Here is a 19,008-nt window from a genome sequence, read left to right as displayed (position 1 = left end):
TATGGCTGATAAAAAAGTTCAATTTAATTTACCAGATCAAAATGAATTAAAAAACATCAAACACATTATTATGGTTATGAGTGGAAAAGGTGGCGTTGGAAAATCTACAATAGCGGTAAATTTAGCAGTTGCTTTATCTTTAGAAGGTAGAAAAGTGGGGTTAATGGATATTGACATGCATGGTCCAAATGTTATGAGAATGTTAGGCGGAACAGAAAAAGACCATCCGTATCAAGTTGGGGAAAAAATTGTTCCACCGGAAGTTAATGGAGTAAAGGTAATTTCTGTTTCTCAATTTGTTCCTGATTCAGGAAAACCAATAGTTTGGAGAGGACCAATTAAAACAGGAACAATAAAACAATTTTTCAATGATATTGAATGGGAAGAATTGGATTATATGATTATAGATGCACCTCCAGGTACAGGTGATGAACCATTAACAGTAATGCAAATGTTAAAAAAATTTGATGGGGCAATAATAGTAACAACACCATCAGAAGTTTCAAAAGATGATGTAGAAAGAGCTATTAATTTCTTTAAAGTTATGAACAAAAAAGTATTGGGATTAGTAGAAAATATGGCATATTTTGAATGTCCAAACTGTCATACAAAGCATTATATATTTGGTAAAAACGGAGCTAAAAATTTAGCGGAAAAGTATAATTTACCAATTTTGGCGGAAATTCCAATAAGCGAAGAAATTAGAGATAATATGGATAGTGGAAAACCTGCAGCTTATTTTGGAAAACCGGAGCATGTGGCTCCATATGTTCAATTAGCAAAAAGAGTTATAAATGAAATGGAGAAGGATGATAAAGAATGAGTAAATTAAAGACTATAACAATGGAGTGGACGGGTGATTCTCTTGTTTTAGTCGATCAAAGATATTTGCCTTTGGAAGAAACATACGTTACATGTAAAAATTATAAAGAAGTTGCAGTTGCTATAAAAGATATGGTTGTAAGAGGCGCTCCCGCAATAGGTGCATCTGCTGCATTTGGATATGTTCTTGGAGTGAAAGAGTTTGCTGATTCAAAGGATTTAGAAGAAAAAATGAAAGAAGTGAAAGAAACATTAGCCAATACAAGACCAACTGCAGTTAACCTATTTTGGGCATTAGATAGAATTGAAAAGAAATTTAATGAAATAAAAAATGAAGATAATTTAATAGAATTAATTGAAAAAGAAGCCTTAGATATTGCATATGAAGATATAGAAGCGAATAAAGCTATGGGAAGATTTGGTGGTGAATTATTAAATGATGGTGATACTGTATTAACTCATTGTAATGCAGGGCTTTAGCAACGGTAGATTATGGAACAGCATTAGGTGTAATTAGAGGTGCAAGGGAATTAGGTAAAAATATAAAAGTATATGCAGATGAAACAAGGCCATATTTACAGGGTGCAAGATTAACTGTATGGGAATTATATAAAGATGGATTTGATGTTACATTAATTTCTGATAATATGGCTGGTTGGGTAATGAAACAGGGGAAAATTAATGCAGTGGTTGTTGGTGCAGACAGAATAGCAGCAAATGGTGATGTTGCCAATAAAATTGGGACATATTCTGTTGCATTGCTCGCAAAAGAACACGGAATTCCATTTTACGTAGCAGCACCATTATCAACAATAGATCTAAATACACCAACTGGAAATGAAATTCCAATAGAAGAAAGGTCGCATAAAGAGGTAAGATATTGTCATAAATCAAAAATGGTACCAGAAGAGATAAAGGTTTATAATCCTGCATTTGATGTAACTCCTAATGAATTAGTTACAGCTATTATTACTGAAAAAGGTGTAGTAAAACCACCGTATTCTGAAAACTTAAAAAAATTATTTAAAAAATAATAAAAACGGCTCTCAATTTTTTGAGAGCCGTTTTTTATTTTAAACAGAAAATTTATCAACGTCAATTACAAAAATTAAGTCATCTTTCTTATTAATAATATTTTTTAGATATTTCCCATTAATAGTATTTCTTGAAATTTCTTCAGGGACACTTTCTATTTCATGATTTAAAACTCTCATTATTTCTTCAACTTCATCAACAACCATTCCAAAATCCTTTTCTTTTCCCTTAGCTATAACGATATTTCTTGAATTATTTTTCATGTGATTGAATTTTTCTTTTAAATCTATTAATGGGATTATTTCCCCCTGATATTTACAACATCACCAGCATTATCTTTTTCCAACGTTGTAACTTCTCTAACCTTTTCTATTTCTAAAGCATAATATTCTTCTAATAATTTGAATTTTAAGAATAACTTTGTTTTCTCACCTGTAAAATTCTTTTCTTCTGTTTTCTCATTAATATTTTCCTGTACTTCTATACCTAACTCTTCAAACACTTTTTCTAAATCTAATAAAGTAACAATTTCATTGTTTAAATTAATAACGCCAATTACCTTTGAATTTTTATTTGTAACTGGCAATTTGTTAATTTCTTCAATACCTATGCTTACTATATTTCTAACCTCTTCTACGTGTAATCCAAATTTTATTCCGCGAATTTCTATTACTATTAATTCTTTAAGATTTAAATTTTCTTTTTTGAATAATTCATTTAAATCGATAATCTGGATAATATCGCCTCTTAATGAAGTAACTCCTTTAACAAAATCAGGCATATCTGGCACAGAATATATCGTTGGTTTTTTAACTATTTCCTGGACATATTCTATTGGAATAGCCATTATCTCATTGCCCAATTTGAACTTTAATATTTGAACTAAATCCTCTCTTACTAATTCTTCAATATTTTCTGACTCAGCGTTTTTAATATATTTGTTTATATTACCTTCAAATAATTTTTCTATATTTATTACTTTATACAATGAATTATCCTTTTTTATTACAGAAGAAAAATGTTCGACACCATTTATTTCCTCAATATGAGAATCATTTTCTATGTGTAACATTTCTGCAGTATCATCAACAATAATACCCAGCAAAACACCATTTTTGATTAAGATTACTATTTTCGAATCTGGTTTTATTTCATTTCCCAAATCCAATTTGCTTTTTATATTCATTATAGGAATAGTTTTATTCCTTAAATTTATAATTCCTAAAATATATTCTTCTGCTCCTGGAACTCTTACAATATTTTCATATTTTATTACTTCCTGAACGTATTCCATTGGTATAGCATATTTTTCCTTTTCTAACATTACTGTAATAAATTGTGACATACTATCACCTGCTTAATTTAATTTAATTTAATTTAAATTGCTTCACAATATCCTCCAATCTTTCTGCTAATTCCTCTGATTGTCTTGCTTCTGATGCAATATTTTCTATATTTGCAGTTTGCTCTTCAGAAGCAGCATTTATTTCCTGAACCGATGCATTGATTTTAGTTGTATTCTCTGAAAGTTCTGCCATTGCAGTGGATATTTCATCAATTGAAGCTGTTTGTTCTTCAACGCTTGCAGCTATATTTTCAAGCTTTGAAGTTATTTCTCTAATAGCTTTCAATATTTTTTCTAAATTTTCTCCTGCTTCGTTAGATAATTCTGAACCCTCTTTAACCTTTTCATTTACTGATTTTGAAACATTAACAGCTTCATTTGAAACGATCATTACGCCTTCAACCACTTCTCTTATTTCGTTGGCAGCTTTTCTGCTTTCTTCTGCCAATACTCTAACTTCATCTGCAACAACAGCAAAACCTTTTCCGGCTTCTCCCGCTCTTGCCGCTTCTATTGCCGCATTTAAAGCCAGTAAATTGGTTTGTTCAGCGATATTTGAAACGGTATCAACGAATTCGTTTATTTTAACAGCACTTTCGTTAAACTCTTTAACCACCTTATCGATTTCTTTTGTTACATCAGTTATTTCATTCATTTTTTCTATAGCTTTTTTAACAGTATTTCCTGCTTCTTCGGTTTGTTCGGTAGAGGAATGCCCAAATTGAGCGGCTTCTTTTGCACTATCTGCAATTAATTTTGTTGCAGATGATATTTCCTCAACAGAAGCTGTTGTTTCTTCAATAGCTGCAGTTATATTTTCCATTTCTGCTGCAATGTTTGTGATTGCCGTGGTTGTTTCCTGTGTGGCCTCTGCTGACACTTCCAGTGTATCAGTTATTTCTTTCATCGAAGAGATTAAAGTAATGCTTTCATTTTTAAGTTCTTTCATGTCTTTAACCAATTGTTGATGCATAATTTTAAAATTTTGTATTAATTGACCTAATTCGCTTTTATCCTTTATTTCTGGTATAGCAATTGTATAATCTTTTTCAGCTAAATGTTTTGCATAATTCATCAAAATTTCTAACGGTTTTGTTATACCTTTTATTAATATTATAGCAAATATTAATCCAACAATCAAGGAAGATATAATAGTGAATATTCCAGAGGTTATAGCTTTATTTATGTTATTCTCATTGTTAGAAGCAACTTCATCTGCCTTTTTATCTATAGCTTCCTGCAATTTAATAAAATATTTTTCTGCATTTCCGCCAACCTTTTTAAATTTTTCAACATCCTTTTTTATATCATCAACAGATTTATAAGTCTTTAAAAGATTCAAATAATCAGTCATATATTTAACGGCATTATTTTTTAAAGATTTAAAATCCGCATCAAGGTTCATATTTAAAATATTATTTACAACACTTTTCATTTTATCTTCTGCATCAGATTTTAAAGACGACTCATTAAAAGCAAGATACTCTGCAATTAATTTTCTTGCTTCCATGAAGTCTGTGGCATAAATTCCAATATTTTTTATGTGTGTGATATATTTTTCAGATAAAATTTTTTCACTTTTTCGAATAGTCGAAAAAGCATTATTACTGATTAGAAAAAGGACAAATTGTGAAATTAACAACACTCCTACCAATAACCATATACGAGTTTTTAACTTCATAAAATCCACTCCTTATGTTTGTTATTTTTATTATCACTTCTTGATATTTTTTCATAAATTTCATAAATTTCCATATGGTATTTCTTAAATGTTGCTAATATTTCAGGATGAAAATGAGAAGGTTCAACTCTACCATCACCCCGGGTAATAATTTCATACACTTTTTTATGAGAAAAACCTTCTTTATATGTTCTTAAAGATCTTAAAGCATCATATTTATCTGCCAGAGCGACAATTTGAGCTTCTATAGGGATTTCTTTTCCTTTTAATTTAAAGGGGTATCCTGTACCATCATGATTTTCATGATGATATAATGCTATATTTTTCGCTGTTTCAAAATAAGGGTCATCCAATAATTTCATAGCATATATAGTATGCATTTTTATTTCCTCAAATTCTTCATCTGAAAGGATGCCGTTTTTCCTCAGTAAATTTTTATCTATGAATATTTTTCCAATATCATGCAATGGGGCAAAATTTTTAATTTCTATAATTTTTTCTCTATTTAAACCCAGTTTTTCGGCTATAAATGCGGATATCTCTCCAACTCTGTAAATATGCATTCCAGTAATATCATCATGAGCTTCTGCTATTATTGAAAGCTTTGTTGCAAATCTCAAATAAGCATCCTTTATTTCTTTTGTAGATAATTTTTCTATCCAGAAAGCTTTTATTAAATTCCCAAACCCTTCAATTAATCTAAAAGAATTTTCTGTAAATCTTTCATTACTATTTTCAGCTATATCGAGAGTGAGTTTTATCCACGTCTTATTATTTAACTTTATATCATAAATTAACGTTTGTTTTATAGGTTTTGTGGCTTCTAATAATAGTTTAAAATCTTCAGGGTTAAAATTTTTATTTCTTTCTTCGTTTATAACATCTTTGGAAATACGAATATTTTCATATTTTGGAATTTCACCCAAAAAGGATTTAAGCGATTTTAGTTTTTTAATATCATGACCTATAGAATGAATAAATTTCGTTTCCATTTTCTCCATATCTATTAAAATAATGCTGCCGTAATCAGCTTCGGGAATAATCTCCAATGCTACTTCCAGGACATTTGAGTAAAATTCATCTAATGTTTTTGAAGGCTTTAGATTGGACAAAATTTCTGTCATCTTTATTAAATCTTTTGAAAATTCTTCATTCTTTTTATATAAATCTTCTAATTCTTCACTTAGAGCCAATAATTCCTCATTTGAATTTTCTAATTCTTTATTTTTTTCTCTCAATGTTTTTGTTGCTTTTAATAATGATTTTTTATATATATAAATGATAATGGCAAATAATAATATAATAAAAAAGAAGAGATTAAAATCCATTTTAACCATTCTGGTATTTTTGATATATCATTAAAAAAGTATTTGTCTATTAGCCTATAATAAATGGACTTTTTTTCATTTTTCCATTTTTTTATATGTAAATCTATATTTTCTATAATAGTTTTATTCAGGTCTTTTGAAAAGGCTATATATACATCTATTGGTGAAAAGATAATAGAAGTTTTTTTCAGACCATATTTTTCTCCGTTGTATGAACGGCTTATTATACCAGTGTAAGCTTTACCATCAGCAACAGCCTTTAAAACATCATTATATGAATTTAATTCGAGAAATTGAATATTTAAATGAAAATTTTTGGCTAATTCTTTAATACCTTCTGGACCAATATAATAAATGTCATCTTTTGGAACGGCTACTATTTTATTATTTAATTTAAACAATGAATCCAGTGATTTTTTTGAATAAACCACGCCCCAGTTAGTGAAAACGGTTTCTGAGTTATATTTGAGAAAAATTGCTCTTTCTTTTGAGTATGCAATATCAGGTAAAATATCAATTTTTTCATTTTTTAGTGATTCAAGTAAATTATTGAAAGAATCGTGTGTATATTTCAGTTTCCAGTTTTCTTCTTTTGCAATTTCATTTAATAAGTCGACAAAAAAACCCTTTGGTTTATTATTTTCATAATAAACCAAAGGGGGATTATCATATATACCAACTATTAAATTTTTAGATACATAGGCAATATTTATAACTAAAACCAAAGAGAATAATAAAAAAATCCCTTTTTTCCCCATCTTTTCCTCCTATGATATGCAGCACTATTTATTCATCTTTAACATTATTATATTATTTTTTTTTTTTTTTTTTTTTTTTTTTTCATTTTATTTACAATAATTATTAGATATATTTAATTTTTATCAATTAGTTAACATGATGTTAATACAAAAGTGTAATAAATATAAAAATAAATAATTTAAAATATAAGGTAATTATAGACAAAAACTTTTATAATATAAAAATACTTATTGAATTATATGTGAAAATGTGATAAAATTAAAGTAAAAACATTACCCTTCCGAGCCTTTTTATCTAAAGCATATGCCAGGGTAAAAGGCCAATGGGTATAACTGGAAACGGTTATGCCTCCCGTGTTTGGAAAGGAAGGAAAATTATAAGGGGGGTAAAAGTGTCATTTAACGGAAAGATTTTAAGGGTAAATTTAACTGAAAAAAGTATTAAGGTTGAGGAATTACCAAAAGATGCAGAACTTTATCTTGGAGGTAGAGGACTTGCTACAAAGATGTTTTATGATGAGGTTGGGCCTGATGTAGATCCATTATCTCCAGAAAATAAGTTATTCTTTGCAACAGGTCCATTATCTGGAACAGCCGCGCCGACTGGTGGAAGGTATATGGTTGTAACCAAAGGACCTTTGACTGGAACAATAGCTTCGAGTAATTCTGGAGGTTATTTTGGTGCAGAATTGAAATTTGCTGGTTATGATATGATTATCTTTGAAGGTAAAGCAGATAAGCCTGTATATCTTATGATTAAAGATGATCATGTTGAATTAAAGGATGCATCACATTTATGGGGCAAAGATGTTTTTGAGACAACCGATAAATTATTAGAGGAAATTGATGATCCAAGAGCAAGAGTTGCATGTATAGGACCTGCAGGTGAAAAATTGGTTAAATTTGCTGCTATTATGAATGATAAGCATAGAGCTGCTGGAAGAACAGGCGTTGGTGCCGTAATGGGTAGTAAGAATTTAAAAGGTGTTGTAGTTAGAGGGACAAAGAGACCTGAGGTAAAAGATCCAGCAAGATTTATGGAAACGGTAAAAGAAAAAATAAAGAAATTAAAAGAAAATGGAATTACTGGAGAAGGATTGCCTAAATTGGGAACAAAGGTTTTGGATAATATTATAAACCAAAATGGATTATATCCAACAAGAAATTTCCTGGACTCTGTATTTGAATTAACAGATGAAATTTCTGGTGAAGCATTGGTGGAAAAAGGGTATTTGATAAAAAATATGCCATGTTTCGGATGTCCAATTGCCTGTGGAAGAAGGGTAACATTGCCTAATGGAATAGAAACAGAAGGTCCAGAATACGAAACAGGTTGGGCATTTGGGGCTAACTGTGGCGTTTCAGATTTAATAGCTATAGTAGAAGCCAACCATTTATGTAATCAATTTGGTCTTGACACAATTTCCGCTGGTGCAACAATTGCAGCTGCAATGGAAATGTATGAAAAAGGTCTAATTAAAAAAGAAGAATTAAATAATGGACCAGAATTAAAATTCGGAAGTTCTGAAGCCGTTGTATTCTATACAAAACAAATAGGGTTAAGAGAAGGCTTTGGCGATAAATTAGCAGAAGGTTCTTATAGATTGGCAGAGAGCTATGGCCATCCTGAATATTCAATGACAGTTAAAAAACAGGAAATTCCTGCATATGATCCAAGAGGTGCTCAGGGCATGGTCTTGAATACGCTACGAGTAATAGAGGTGGCTGTCATGTTAGAGGTTATATGATTTCTCCAGAAATTTTAGGAGCGCCAGAAAAAATCGATCCACAGGAATTAGAAGGAAAAGCAGAATGGGTAAAGACATTTCAGGATTTAACAGCTGTAATTGATGCTGCTGGATTATGTCTCTTTACATCATTTGCATTGGGATTAGATGATTATAAGGACCTTATAAATGCAGCATTGGGTTGGAGTTTGACGTCGAAAGAAACATTAAAAATTGGTGAAAGAATATGGAATTTAGAGAGAAAATTTAATTTAGAAGCAGGAATAGGTCCATCACAGGATACATTGCCAAAAAGATTGTTGGAAGAACCTGTTAAAGAAGGTCCGAATAAAGGTCAGGTTGTTCATTTAGACGTATTATTACCAAAATACTATGAAGTAAGAGGTTGGAGTAAAGAAGGTATTCCAACAGAAGAAAAATTAAAGGAGCTAAATATTCAATGAAGGTTAAAATAAAGTTTTTTGCAACCTTAAGACTATATCTCAAGGTTGCTTCTATAGATATGGAATTTGAAAATCCTATAACTGTCGATAAATTAATAGATATTCTGGTTGAAAAATTTCAGGATAAAAAAATTAGAGAATATCTGGTAGAAGAAAAAAAGATAAAGGTTGGAACTATGATTTTAATAAATGGAAAAAATTTAATCCATATGGACGGATTAAATACATTGATCGAGGAAGGGATTATTTCAATATTTCCTCCAGCAGGTGGTGGGTAATTTGGAAAGATATTCAAGGCATATGAGTTTATATAATGATTTTAATAAAATTAGAAAAGCAAAAATATTGGTTGCAGGAGCAGGAGGTCTTGGGAGTAATGTTTTGATGCATCTTTCAAGATTAGGTGTTGGAGAATTATATATTTTTGATGCAGGGATTTTGGATATGCCAGACCTTAATAGACAAATATTATATGATCATGAAGATTTAGGTAAGAAAAAGGTTTTTGTAGCTAAAGAAAAATTGATGAAAATTAATCCTGAAATAGAAGTGCATATTTACGATGAAAGGATATATGAAAATACAAAATTGCCAGAAGTTGATCTGGCAATAGATTGTTTTGATAATTTTGAAAGTAGAAAAATATTGGATATGAAAATACATGAATTAAAGATTCCATTAATTCATGGCGGAGTTGAAAGATTTTTTGGTCAGGTTACAGATATCCTTCCTGGTAAAACCAAATCATTAAGAGAAATATTAGGTGATGTTGAAGATACAAAAGAAACAAAATTAGTAACACCATACGCAGTATCAATAATAGCATCTTTACAGGTAAATGAGGCTATAAAAATTATATTTGAAGACTATGAAAAGGCGCTTATAAATAAAATGCTAATTATGGATTTAGTATTTAATTCGTTTGATATTATAGAATTAAAATAAAAAATATCCCCTTATTGTTGAAGGGATATTTTTTATTTATGTTTGTTAAAAAATTAAAATGGTTTATTCTATACCTTTTAGGCCCAATTTTTTTAATTTTTCTGGAATATTCTAATGTTTTCAAAGTTCTAATAATTGTTTCTTTTCTTAAATTTAAAAATTTTGAAACTTCTTCTAAAGACTATTTTAATTAATTTTTTTCCTTGTGAAAAGGTTGTTTGATAAAAGTAATTTAAAATTTTTTCTTCAGCAGTATATTGTGTTTCTAATAGTTTATTGAATGTGTATGTAATAACTAATAATGAGTATTCAATTAGTCTTTATATAAGTTATTTTTTCAATAAAATTAAGGATGCTTCTTTCTCTATGTAATAAACATTATCGATATAATCATCGTAAAAAAATAAAACTTTTCCTTCTTCGATATTAATTTTATCAAAGTCATTTTTATTTTTATCATAAAAGTTTCTAAATATGTAAAAATTTTGAGTGTTTTGATTGTGATATAGTTTTATTTCCAATATTTAGTATTTCAGGCATATATCAAACTTTTACTTCCAGATTTTATAATTTCTGTTATTATCATTTATGTTTATTAGACTTGTATTATATTTTAAAGAAATTAATTTTAGACTGTAACTCCTGAGATAAAGCAGATAAATTTTGTGACGCTGCATTTAATTCTTCGAGAGATGCATTGATTTCTTGTAAAACTCCATTCATGTTATTAATGCCATTTGATGTTGTTTCTAACAATTCGTTTAACTTTGAAGTTGCTGCAGCCATCTCTTCTGAGGTTGCTCCCTGTTCCTCGGCTGAAGCACTTATGTTTTGTATCATTTCCTGTATTTCTTCTATGAGTTTAGTTAAAATATTAAAGCTTTCTTCAATATTTATTATGTTTTCGGATAACTCTTCTACTGAATCTTCTGTTAAATCAATATTTTTCACCGAAGTTTGAACTTCATTTACAAGATTAACAAGAATTTTTGCAATTTGTTCAGTAGATTCTTTACTTTGTTCGGACAATTTTCTGATTTCATCAGCAACAACAGCAAATCCTTTTCCAGCTTCTCCTGCTCTAGCTGCTTCAATTGCTGCGTTTAATGCCAGCAAGCTTGTTTGCTCTGTTATGTTGTTTATTGTAAATATTATTTCGTTTATATTATCTGTAAAATGAGCTAATTTATTTAACCCTTCTTTAGTTTTATTACTAATTTCTTTAGTTTTTTTGCTGATTTCTATGGTTCGTTTAATTCCATTTTTATTGCTTTGAATAACCTCAATAGATGCTTCACTTTTTTCAATAGTAACATTGCTGATTTTGAATTTTCATCAGCCGAAGCCGCCATTTCTTCAATACTTGCTGTTAACTCTTCTAAGGAAGCAGCATTTTCTGTGGTTTCTTTGTTTATTTTATCAAAAATAATTGTGGCTTCATTTAAATTATTAGAAACTTCATTTGATGCTGCAGATAATTCCTCTGATGCAGCAGATGTTTCACCTGATGCATTTGAAATAGAAGTAATGATTTCCAATAGAAATTCGCGTAATTTTTCAATCGCATTTGCTGCTTGACCAATCTCATCACGTGACTTAATATTATCCATTTTTATATTTAAATTACCATCACTAATATCTTTTAAGGTTTTTGAAAGGATTTTAACCGGTTTTGTTATATTTTTTGAAAATAAAATAGCGATTATTATAGATGCTATGAATACAATAGCAATTAAAGAAGAAAGTATTATTTTTGTAATATTTTGTTCTTTTAAAATATTCTTTTTTAAAATAAATAAAATATTTTCAAGTTCATTATCTAATTCATTGAATAAAATTGTTATAGAACCATTATGTTTATTATTTATAATATTTTCAATTATTTTCCCATATGTACCTTTCAAATTTTTTAAAGTCTCCTGTGGAACTTTTTCTTTAACCAAATCAATCATCGTGGTATATGTATTTTTATACTCTTTAATGATCTGAGGGTTATTACCACTTTCTAATAATAAATCTTTATTTAATTTTTCTAATTTATGAACATAAGAATAAAAGTTTAATATATTATTAGAAATCGCGGTAATGTTGTTTAATCCAAAAAAACTGAATATACCTATCAAAGCAGATAAAACTATAAAAATAGACGAAAATAAAATTAATTTGCTAAATATACTTTTCATTTAGTACCTCCTTGCGTAATTTTTGAAGAATATACTAAACATATAAATACACTAAAATAATGACTAACTGTTATAAAAATGGTAAATATATAAAGAATATTCACTAAAAAATGATTTAAATCAAAAAAGTGCTTAACTCCACATTATGTAGAAATTAAGCACTTTTTTTATTTAAGTTTTTATACATAATAATAATTTTTATCTGATTTTACCTTGCACAATCGCCGCCTAAATTTTTAATTTTTTCAACAGCATGAGGTATTGCAGGTAATAATACCTTTAGATTTTCCTTTACAGCTTTTGGACTTCCTGGAAGATTAATTATTAAAGTTTCATTAGCAACACCAACAACAGCTCTTGATAACATGCCGTGAGGTGTATGTTTTAATGCCTCTGTTATCATTGCAATTTCCATTCCGTATATTCTTCTTTCAATAACCTTTAATGTAGCTTCCGGAGTTACATCTCTGGGAGTAAGACCTGTTCCGCCAGTGGTGAGTATAACATCTATATCTTTTTTTACTAAATCTTTTAATTCAGTTGTTATTAATTGTTCTTCATCAGGCAATATCTTATATCCTGCTAATTCTCCACCTATAGAATCCATAATTTCTTTAATAACTTTTCCGCTTAAATCTTCTCTTTCTCCTTTTGAGCCTTATCGCTTAATGTTAAAACGAAATATTTCATTTATTTTCACTCCTTTTAAAATGACCACTTTTACCTCCAGATTTTTCAAGTAAATATATTTCAGTTATTTCCATTTCTCTATCCACTGCCTTACACATATCATATATAGTTAAAGCAGCTATGTTTACAGCTGTTAATGCTTCCATTTCAATACCTGTTTGTGAATTCGTTTTGGCAAAAGAAAAAATCTCGATATTATCTTCATTTATTTTAAATTCTATATCTATTTTTGATATAAAAATATTATGGCACATTGGTATTAATTCTGATGTTTTTTTTGCTCCCATTATTCCTGCAATCTTTGCTGTTGTTAAAACATTACCCTTGGTAATCTTTCCAGAAACTATAGCTTCTAATGTTTCTTTTTTCATCTTTATTTTTCCATGTGCTTTTGCTACTCTGAGTGTAATATCTTTATTTGAAACGTCAACCATTTGAACATTTCCATTTTCATCTATATGAGTAAAGTTCATATTATCCCCCATCTTGTGCATAGGTGTTTTTTTCTTTAATTCATTCAAATAATGCCTTTCAGGTTTTTGTAAGACGGCATATTTTATTCTTTCTTTTAACTTTTCTTCATTATCTATAAAATCTTTAATTGGTATATGATAATCAAATGCAAGGCATGGATAAATATCACCATTAGCAGCAATTCTAATTTTATTACATGATGAACAAAAGTTATGTGTCATAGCAGATATGAAACCAACATAGGAATTTAAATCCTTAATAAAAAAATAATTTGAAGGCCAAAACCGAATTTTGTTTTTACAGGTTCTAAATTGTATTTTTCTTTGATTTTACTTTTTAAAGCATCTTCGCTGATAAAATCATCTTCGTTATAACTGTTGCCAATGGGCATTAATTCAATAAAACGTATGGGTAATTTTCTTTTTGCGGAAAATTCTATGAGATCAAAGACTTCCGATAAATTTCTTTTCTGAATTACAGTATTTAATTTCACATTTAATCCTATTTCGAGAGATTTTTCAAGCCCTTTTAAGACGTTTTCAAGATCATCTCTTCTGGTTATACTTTTAAAGTTTTCTTTATTTAAAGAATCAAGACTGAAATTTACATTGTCCAGACCATTTTCTTTTAAATCTTCTGCAAGATAATACATCAATGAGCCATTTGTGGTAATACTAAATGAATGAAAATACTTTTTTATAACTTTTGCTATATCGATAATATCCGGTCTTAAAGTAGGTTCTCCACCAGTTAATCGTATTTTTTGATATTTAAATCTTTTAAGACTTTAATCAAAGTTTTAAGTTCTTCCAATGTAAGTAACTCATCATCCTGCATGAATTCAACATTTTCATTCATGCAATAATTACATCTAAAATTACATTTGTCTGTTAAGGATATTCTTACATATTCTATTTTCCTATTGAACTTATCTATCATATAATTACCTCGATTCTGTATATTTCCATAGATTTTGTATTATTCTAATAATTACAAAGATAATCATTGACATGATGAATATCAAGGCGGTTAATGCCAATGCCTGTTTTAATCCATATCCCTGAAATTTATCGTATGTCAATATAGAAAGTGTCATTGGATAGTAAGCTAAGATAGCTACAGCACCGAATTCTGATATTCCTCTTGCCCACATTAACAATGAACCTGTTATTATTTCATGTTTAATCATTGGCAAAGAGATAAAAATAAATGTTTTAAATGGTGTGGCACCTAATGAACGAGCTACCTTTTCATACCTAACATCTATTTTTTTAAATCCTTCTTTTACAGAATTTACAAAAATACTGAAGCTTAAAAATCCCATAGCTGCAACAACACCCCAAAAGGTGTGGACAAACGAAATTCCTATAATTCCAGCAGTTTTTCCAATAGCAGAGCTTCTTCCCAATGTCATTAATAATGCAATACCTGCAGCAGTATGAGGAATTGTTTGAGGTATATCAACGATAGCTTCCAGAATGGATTTAAATGGAAAATCATATCTTGCAATACCATATGCAAATGGAATACCAAAAATTATAGCGATTATAGTTGCCAATAATGCTGCAAGAAAGGTAGTTCTAACAGCATCTAAAAACTCCGGGCTTTTTGAAATTTCAAATAATAGATTATAATCGACATTTAAAAAAACAGTTAAAAAAGGCAATATTATAGCGATTATAAATAGAAAACTAATAATTATAATTATATTCCTGAACATATTGTTCCTCCATTAAAGTTCCATTTGATATCTTAAAAACTCTTGAATTATTTATTATTTCATTCTTATCATGAGTTACATGAATGGTGGTTAATTTATATTCCTGATTGATTTCATGCAGTAATTTCAAAATTTCGCTTTTTATATCCTGATCTAATGCAGATAATGGCTCATCAAACAATAATATATCTGGTTTTGTAACCAATGCTCGAGCCAATGAAATGCGTTGTTTTTCACCACCTGATAGGTTTTGAACCCGTCTATTTAAAAGATGTTCTATATTTAATCTTTTTAAGATGTAATAGAAGAAATCTTCATCTTTGATATTTTTCATTTTCATACCAAATTCAATATTTTTTCTTACATTTAAATGTGGAAAAAGATGATAATTCTGATAAACAAAACCTATATTTCTTTTTTCTGGAGGTAACCGGGTAATATCCTTATTATTCAAAAGAATCTTTCCATTATGATTTACAAATCCTGCAATTGATTCAAGAAATAAGGTTTTCCCTGCTCCAGTAGGACCGATTATATAGACATATTCACCTGAATTGATTTTTAAATAATCTATTTTTAAAGAAAAATGCTGAAGATTAATTATAAAATCTTTGATTATAATTTCCAAATTAATACCCCACAATGTTTTTAAATCTTCAGGTAAATTTTCTGGATTATCCACATCTGCAAATAGTTCCATACCTTTTTCTTTAAAGATATTTTTTCCTTTCTCTGAATACATGAATTTTATAAACTTAATTGCTAAATCTTTGTTTGGTGCGTTTTTTAATACAGTAAAACCGTAGTTTATTGATTTTCCATAAATCTTTATTTTTTTTCCGTTTTTCCCAGGCACTTCAACAAATGCTTTTTTATAATTTTCTTCAAATTTAACAGAAGAAAGATTTATCTCTTCTGGAAATTCGATATATTTTAAATTATGCTGAAATGCTTCGGATTTGTATAAGAAAGCATAATCCATTTCGTTTGCTTCTAAATATGCTATTAAGTCTATAGATTTTTTTAATACCATTCTATTTTTTGTATTCATAAACTTTTCGTATAATCCGTTTGAATTATAGTATTTTTCAGCAAGTTGTATAGTCATCAATGTTCTGTATCCAGCTGGATCTAAATCTGGATTAGAATGTCCAAAGATTACCCTTTATTAAAAATAACTTTATACCAATTATCTTTATTTATCTTTTCGCCATATTTTGAATTATCTGTATATGTTAAGACCATACTATTATTGGAAAAAACAACATTAAAATCTGCATAATTATCATATAAAAATTTGGGTATAATGGTATAATCAGCAACAAATGCAATGTCAGCTAATTGATTTAATTCGGTAATCTTTCTTGCAACAACGAGACTACCTGACCCATTAATTGAACATGTACATCAGGATTTTCTTTTTCAAACTCAACAGAGATAGCTTTTAAAACATTGGTTAAAGAACCTGCATGAAAAATAATCAATTTTTCAGAAAAAGAAAATACGGTTAGAATGACAAATAAGGAAATTAAAAATTTTTTCATCAAATAGCCTCCTTCGTTAGATCGTTGATATAAAATATAACTTTATCACCAACCTTGATTTCTCCTCCTTTTAACACTTTCAAAAAGATACCCTCAAGTGGCATAACGCATTTTCCTATAGTTTGTGAAATTGCGCATGAAGTATGACATTCTTTGCCTATTTGAGTTATTTCTAATAGAGTATTTCCTATTTTTACTTTTGTTCCAATTGGTAATTTATATATTTCTCCGTTTTTTATGGTAATATTTTCTGCAAAATCGCCATATTTTAATTCATATCCGTATTTTCGCATTTTATCAATACTTTCTTCAGAGAGCATAGAAATTTGCCTATGCCAATTACCAGCATGAGCATCTCCTACAATTCCCCAATTTTCTTTTATTTCGGCTCTTTCAATCGGTTCTTTTACAACACCTTTTTTTCTTGAAATATTAATAGATACGACAAAGCTTTCTATCAAGGTTATCCCTCCATCAAAAATTCTATTTTATCTCCTGTTTTAATCTTTCCGCCTTTTAAAACTTTAGCAAATATACCTTCTTCAGGGGTGATACACTTTCCTGTCAATCTTCTAACAAGATTATCTTCTTCGCATTCTTTACCTATTTGAGTTATTTCTAACAACACATTATTTATTTTTATCTTCGTACCTATAGGAAGAGTATGTATGATTAGATCTTTAACTATAATATTTGCTGCAAAATCGCCATAAGTAAGATCTTTTAGTTTTTCTTTATCAACTTTTTCAATGCTTTTTGTTGAAAGTAACGACACCTGTCTGTGCCAATTACCAGCATGAGCATCTCCCGCAATCCCCAATTTTCTTTTACTGTTACGATTTCTACAGGTTCTTTCCTTGTGCCACGTTTTTCAGAGATATTTAAAGAAATAATATAACCTGTTATAAAGCTCCCCCTTTTTTAAAATAGATAAAAAAACTCCCACTTATCAGAAAAGATTATATCACTTTTCATTTTTTTTACAAAATAGCGTAATATTATTTCTCGGGTATTAAAATAAAAATAATCTTCATTTTTTTGTTATTTTGTTGTATAATTAAAGTTAGCTAAACTAACAGGGGGGTAAAATTGAAAAGGAGATATTATTTAAACAAAAAGGATTTAGAAGAAGCTATAGAACTTTATTTTAATAAATTGCAGAGTTATTTTAAAAAAAATGATATTGAAATCATAAAAACACGAGAAGCTATTAACAGAGTTACAGCAAAACCTATATTTGCAAATGAGAATGTTCCTTCATACAATAGTAGCGCAATGGATGGAATTCAGGTAATAAGTAAAAAAACATATGGAGCTAATGAATCAAATCCAAAGATATTGAAAAAAGATGAGGATTTTAAATATATAAATACAGGTTATCCCATGGAACATCCATATGATAGCGTAATCATGATAGAAAATATTGAAATATTAGATGATGAACATGTTCAAATAAGGAGCAGTATATTTCCATATAAAGATGTGAGAAAGGTTGGAGAAGATATCTGTTTAGGTGAAATGCTATTTACCAGATATCATACTTTAACACCATCAGATTTATCATTCTTAATGATGGCAAAGGTTTTTGAAGTGCCGGTAATAAAGAAATTAAAAATATTACTTATTCCAACAGGAAATGAAATTGTCAAACCTGAAGAAAAAAATGAAGAATTTCAAATTCCAGAAACCAATTCTTTGATGATAAAAAATTATCTTGAGAAGTTTAATGCAACAGTTGATGTGAATGATATATTGCCTGATGATTTTGAAATAATAAAAAATACTATTACTCAAAACATTGATAATTACGATTTAATATTATTAAATGCCGGATCATCTGCAGGGTCTAAAGATTTTACTTATCATGTGATAAATGAAATAGGTGAAGTTGTAGTTCATGGAATAAATATAAAACCGGGAAACCAGCTATTTTGGGAGTGGTAAATGAAAAACCGATAATCGGATTACCTGGATTTCCTGTTTCATGTAATATTATTCTGGAAGATATTGTAAAACCATTAATATTAAATAAATCAAAAGAAGAAATATATTATGACAATGAAAAAGTAGTTGGGATTTCTGCTAAAAGATTACATTCGTCAATTACAGAAAAAGAATATTTAAGAGTTGGCGTGGGTAAGGTTGGTGAAAATTATATAGCAGTGCCTTTGAAAAGAGGTGCAGCAAATATCTCCGCGGTATCGAAACAAAATGGAATTGTATATATAGATAAAGGGTTGAAGTAATAGAGGATGGCGAAGAAATAAATATATATTTAAAAAGGGCTAAAGA

22 protein-coding genes, 4 pseudogenes and 1 riboswitch are annotated in these 19,008 nt (G+C 28.9%); of the genes and pseudogenes, 8 read left to right on the top strand and 18 right to left on the bottom strand.

Annotated elements, in window-relative coordinates:
* Position 1 precedes the first annotated feature (1 nt).
* Positions 2-823 carry an Mrp/NBP35 family ATP-binding protein gene (locus DJ007_RS12060; protein ID WP_129409804.1) on the top strand — a complete coding sequence of 274 codons (822 nt, stop codon included), beginning with the start codon at positions 2-4 and terminating at the stop codon, positions 821-823.
* Positions 820-1,856, top strand: a pseudogene (mtnA, locus tag DJ007_RS20510) (S-methyl-5-thioribose-1-phosphate isomerase). The gene DJ007_RS12060 and the pseudogene mtnA overlap by 4 nt, the downstream one beginning before the upstream one ends.
* A 39-nt stretch (positions 1,857-1,895) precedes the next feature.
* Here the strand turns inward: mtnA and DJ007_RS12050 are convergent.
* From DJ007_RS12050 to DJ007_RS12030, 5 genes are read right to left on the bottom strand one after another with little or no spacing between them, the layout of a single operon-like run.
* Complete coding sequence (locus tag DJ007_RS12050) at positions 1,896-2,120, bottom strand: chemotaxis protein CheW (protein ID WP_240739578.1); 225 nt, start codon at positions 2,118-2,120, stop codon at positions 1,896-1,898.
* Between the two features lie 35 nt (positions 2,121-2,155).
* On the bottom strand, positions 2,156-3,202 hold the full coding sequence (locus tag DJ007_RS12045; RefSeq protein WP_129409802.1) for a chemotaxis protein CheW: 1,047 nt from the start codon (positions 3,200-3,202) through the stop codon (positions 2,156-2,158).
* A 22-nt stretch (positions 3,203-3,224) separates the two neighbouring features.
* Positions 3,225-4,883, bottom strand: coding sequence for a methyl-accepting chemotaxis protein (locus DJ007_RS12040; protein WP_129409801.1), 1,659 nt, complete (start codon positions 4,881-4,883; stop codon positions 3,225-3,227).
* Positions 4,880-6,121, bottom strand: coding sequence for an HD domain-containing phosphohydrolase (locus DJ007_RS12035; protein ID WP_165974160.1), 1,242 nt, complete (start codon positions 6,119-6,121; stop codon positions 4,880-4,882). Before DJ007_RS12035 ends, DJ007_RS12040 begins: the two co-directional genes overlap by 4 nt.
* 14 nt (positions 6,122-6,135) lie before the next feature.
* Positions 6,136-6,969, bottom strand: a complete 834-nt coding sequence (locus DJ007_RS12030; RefSeq protein WP_129409799.1) for a transporter substrate-binding domain-containing protein — start codon at positions 6,967-6,969, stop codon at positions 6,136-6,138.
* 267 nt (positions 6,970-7,236) lie between these two features.
* Positions 7,237-7,354, top strand: a riboswitch (molybdenum cofactor riboswitch).
* Positions 7,355-7,361: 7 nt separating this feature from the next.
* On the opposite strand from DJ007_RS12030, the pseudogene DJ007_RS12025 reads away from it, so the two are divergent.
* From DJ007_RS12025 to DJ007_RS12015, 3 genes and pseudogenes are all read left to right on the top strand, one after another.
* A pseudogene (locus DJ007_RS12025) lies at positions 7,362-9,160 on the top strand (aldehyde ferredoxin oxidoreductase family protein).
* Positions 9,157-9,438 carry a MoaD family protein gene (locus DJ007_RS12020; protein ID WP_129409798.1) on the top strand — a complete coding sequence of 94 codons (282 nt, stop codon included), beginning with the start codon at positions 9,157-9,159 and terminating at the stop codon, positions 9,436-9,438. Before DJ007_RS12025 ends, DJ007_RS12020 begins: the two are co-directional and overlap by 4 nt.
* A 1-nt stretch (position 9,439) precedes the next feature.
* Positions 9,440-10,105 (top strand): HesA/MoeB/ThiF family protein, encoded by a 666-nt coding sequence (locus DJ007_RS12015; protein WP_129409797.1) that lies wholly within the window; start codon positions 9,440-9,442, stop codon positions 10,103-10,105.
* A 329-nt stretch (positions 10,106-10,434) separates the two neighbouring features.
* Here the strand turns inward: DJ007_RS12015 and DJ007_RS16335 are convergent, their stop codons facing one another.
* From DJ007_RS16335 to DJ007_RS11975, 10 genes and pseudogenes are all read right to left on the bottom strand, one after another.
* Positions 10,435-10,626 (bottom strand): hypothetical protein, encoded by a 192-nt coding sequence (locus tag DJ007_RS16335; protein WP_206076366.1) that lies wholly within the window; start codon positions 10,624-10,626, stop codon positions 10,435-10,437.
* An 85-nt stretch (positions 10,627-10,711) separates the two neighbouring features.
* Positions 10,712-11,323 (bottom strand): methyl-accepting chemotaxis protein, encoded by a 612-nt coding sequence (locus DJ007_RS12010; protein ID WP_240739597.1) that lies wholly within the window; start codon positions 11,321-11,323, stop codon positions 10,712-10,714.
* A gap of 23 nt (positions 11,324-11,346) precedes the next feature.
* Positions 11,347-12,288 carry a methyl-accepting chemotaxis protein gene (locus DJ007_RS12005; RefSeq protein WP_129409795.1) on the bottom strand — a complete coding sequence of 314 codons (942 nt, stop codon included), beginning with the start codon at positions 12,286-12,288 and terminating at the stop codon, positions 11,347-11,349.
* Positions 12,289-12,496: 208 nt separating this feature from the next.
* On the bottom strand, positions 12,497-12,895 hold the full coding sequence (locus DJ007_RS12000; protein ID WP_206076373.1) for a MogA/MoaB family molybdenum cofactor biosynthesis protein: 399 nt from the start codon (positions 12,893-12,895) through the stop codon (positions 12,497-12,499).
* Between the two features lie 79 nt (positions 12,896-12,974).
* Positions 12,975-13,451, bottom strand: coding sequence for a cyclic pyranopterin monophosphate synthase MoaC (moaC, locus tag DJ007_RS11995; RefSeq protein WP_165974164.1), 477 nt, complete (start codon positions 13,449-13,451; stop codon positions 12,975-12,977).
* A 108-nt stretch (positions 13,452-13,559) separates the two neighbouring features.
* Positions 13,560-13,673, bottom strand: a pseudogene (locus DJ007_RS20505) (hypothetical protein); the annotation flags it as partial.
* Positions 13,674-13,699: 26 nt separating this feature from the next.
* Entirely contained in the window at positions 13,700-14,170 is a 471-nt protein-coding gene (locus DJ007_RS11990) for a radical SAM protein (protein ID WP_368359844.1), read from the bottom strand.
* A gap of 32 nt (positions 14,171-14,202) precedes the next feature.
* On the bottom strand, positions 14,203-14,391 hold the full coding sequence (locus tag DJ007_RS11985; protein ID WP_129409792.1) for a radical SAM protein: 189 nt from the start codon (positions 14,389-14,391) through the stop codon (positions 14,203-14,205).
* 4 nt (positions 14,392-14,395) lie between these two features.
* Entirely contained in the window at positions 14,396-15,172 is a 777-nt protein-coding gene (locus tag DJ007_RS11980; protein ID WP_129409791.1) for an ABC transporter permease, read from the bottom strand.
* Positions 15,144-16,280, bottom strand: coding sequence for an extracellular solute-binding protein (locus DJ007_RS11975; RefSeq protein ID WP_129409790.1), 1,137 nt, complete (start codon positions 16,278-16,280; stop codon positions 15,144-15,146). Before DJ007_RS11975 ends, DJ007_RS11980 begins: the two co-directional genes overlap by 29 nt.
* Before the next feature lie 39 nt (positions 16,281-16,319).
* On the opposite strand from DJ007_RS11975, the gene DJ007_RS19410 reads away from it, so the two are divergent.
* Positions 16,320-16,454 (top strand): hypothetical protein, encoded by a 135-nt coding sequence (locus tag DJ007_RS19410; RefSeq protein ID WP_276318768.1) that lies wholly within the window; start codon positions 16,320-16,322, stop codon positions 16,452-16,454.
* 64 nt (positions 16,455-16,518) lie between these two features.
* On the opposite strand, the gene DJ007_RS11970 is transcribed toward DJ007_RS19410, so the two are convergent.
* From DJ007_RS11970 to DJ007_RS11960, 3 genes and pseudogenes are all read right to left on the bottom strand, one after another.
* Positions 16,519-16,716, bottom strand: a complete 198-nt coding sequence (locus tag DJ007_RS11970) for a hypothetical protein (RefSeq protein ID WP_129409789.1) — start codon at positions 16,714-16,716, stop codon at positions 16,519-16,521.
* Positions 16,716-17,183 carry an MOSC domain-containing protein gene (locus DJ007_RS11965; RefSeq protein ID WP_438268391.1) on the bottom strand — a complete coding sequence of 156 codons (468 nt, stop codon included), beginning with the start codon at positions 17,181-17,183 and terminating at the stop codon, positions 16,716-16,718. The genes DJ007_RS11970 and DJ007_RS11965 overlap by 1 nt, the downstream gene beginning before the upstream one ends.
* A pseudogene (locus DJ007_RS11960) lies at positions 17,180-17,622 on the bottom strand (MOSC domain-containing protein). Before DJ007_RS11960 ends, DJ007_RS11965 begins: the two are co-directional and overlap by 4 nt.
* Positions 17,623-17,805: 183 nt before the next feature.
* Between DJ007_RS11960 and DJ007_RS16330 the strand changes: the two are divergent.
* Together DJ007_RS16330 and DJ007_RS16325 are read left to right on the top strand one after the other, a co-directional pair.
* Positions 17,806-18,660, top strand: a complete 855-nt coding sequence (locus DJ007_RS16330; protein ID WP_206076364.1) for a molybdopterin-binding protein — start codon at positions 17,806-17,808, stop codon at positions 18,658-18,660.
* Complete coding sequence (locus tag DJ007_RS16325) at positions 18,654-18,962, top strand: hypothetical protein (RefSeq protein ID WP_368359843.1); 309 nt, start codon at positions 18,654-18,656, stop codon at positions 18,960-18,962. Before DJ007_RS16330 ends, DJ007_RS16325 begins: the two co-directional genes overlap by 7 nt.
* Positions 18,963-19,008 lie beyond the last annotated feature (46 nt).

The organism is Marinitoga lauensis, from assembly GCF_004135675.1.
GTDB lineage: Bacteria > Thermotogota > Thermotogae > Petrotogales > Petrotogaceae > Marinitoga > Marinitoga lauensis.
Note: the sequence above shows the minus strand (reverse complement) of the source record. Positions and strands in the feature narration are given on the sequence as shown.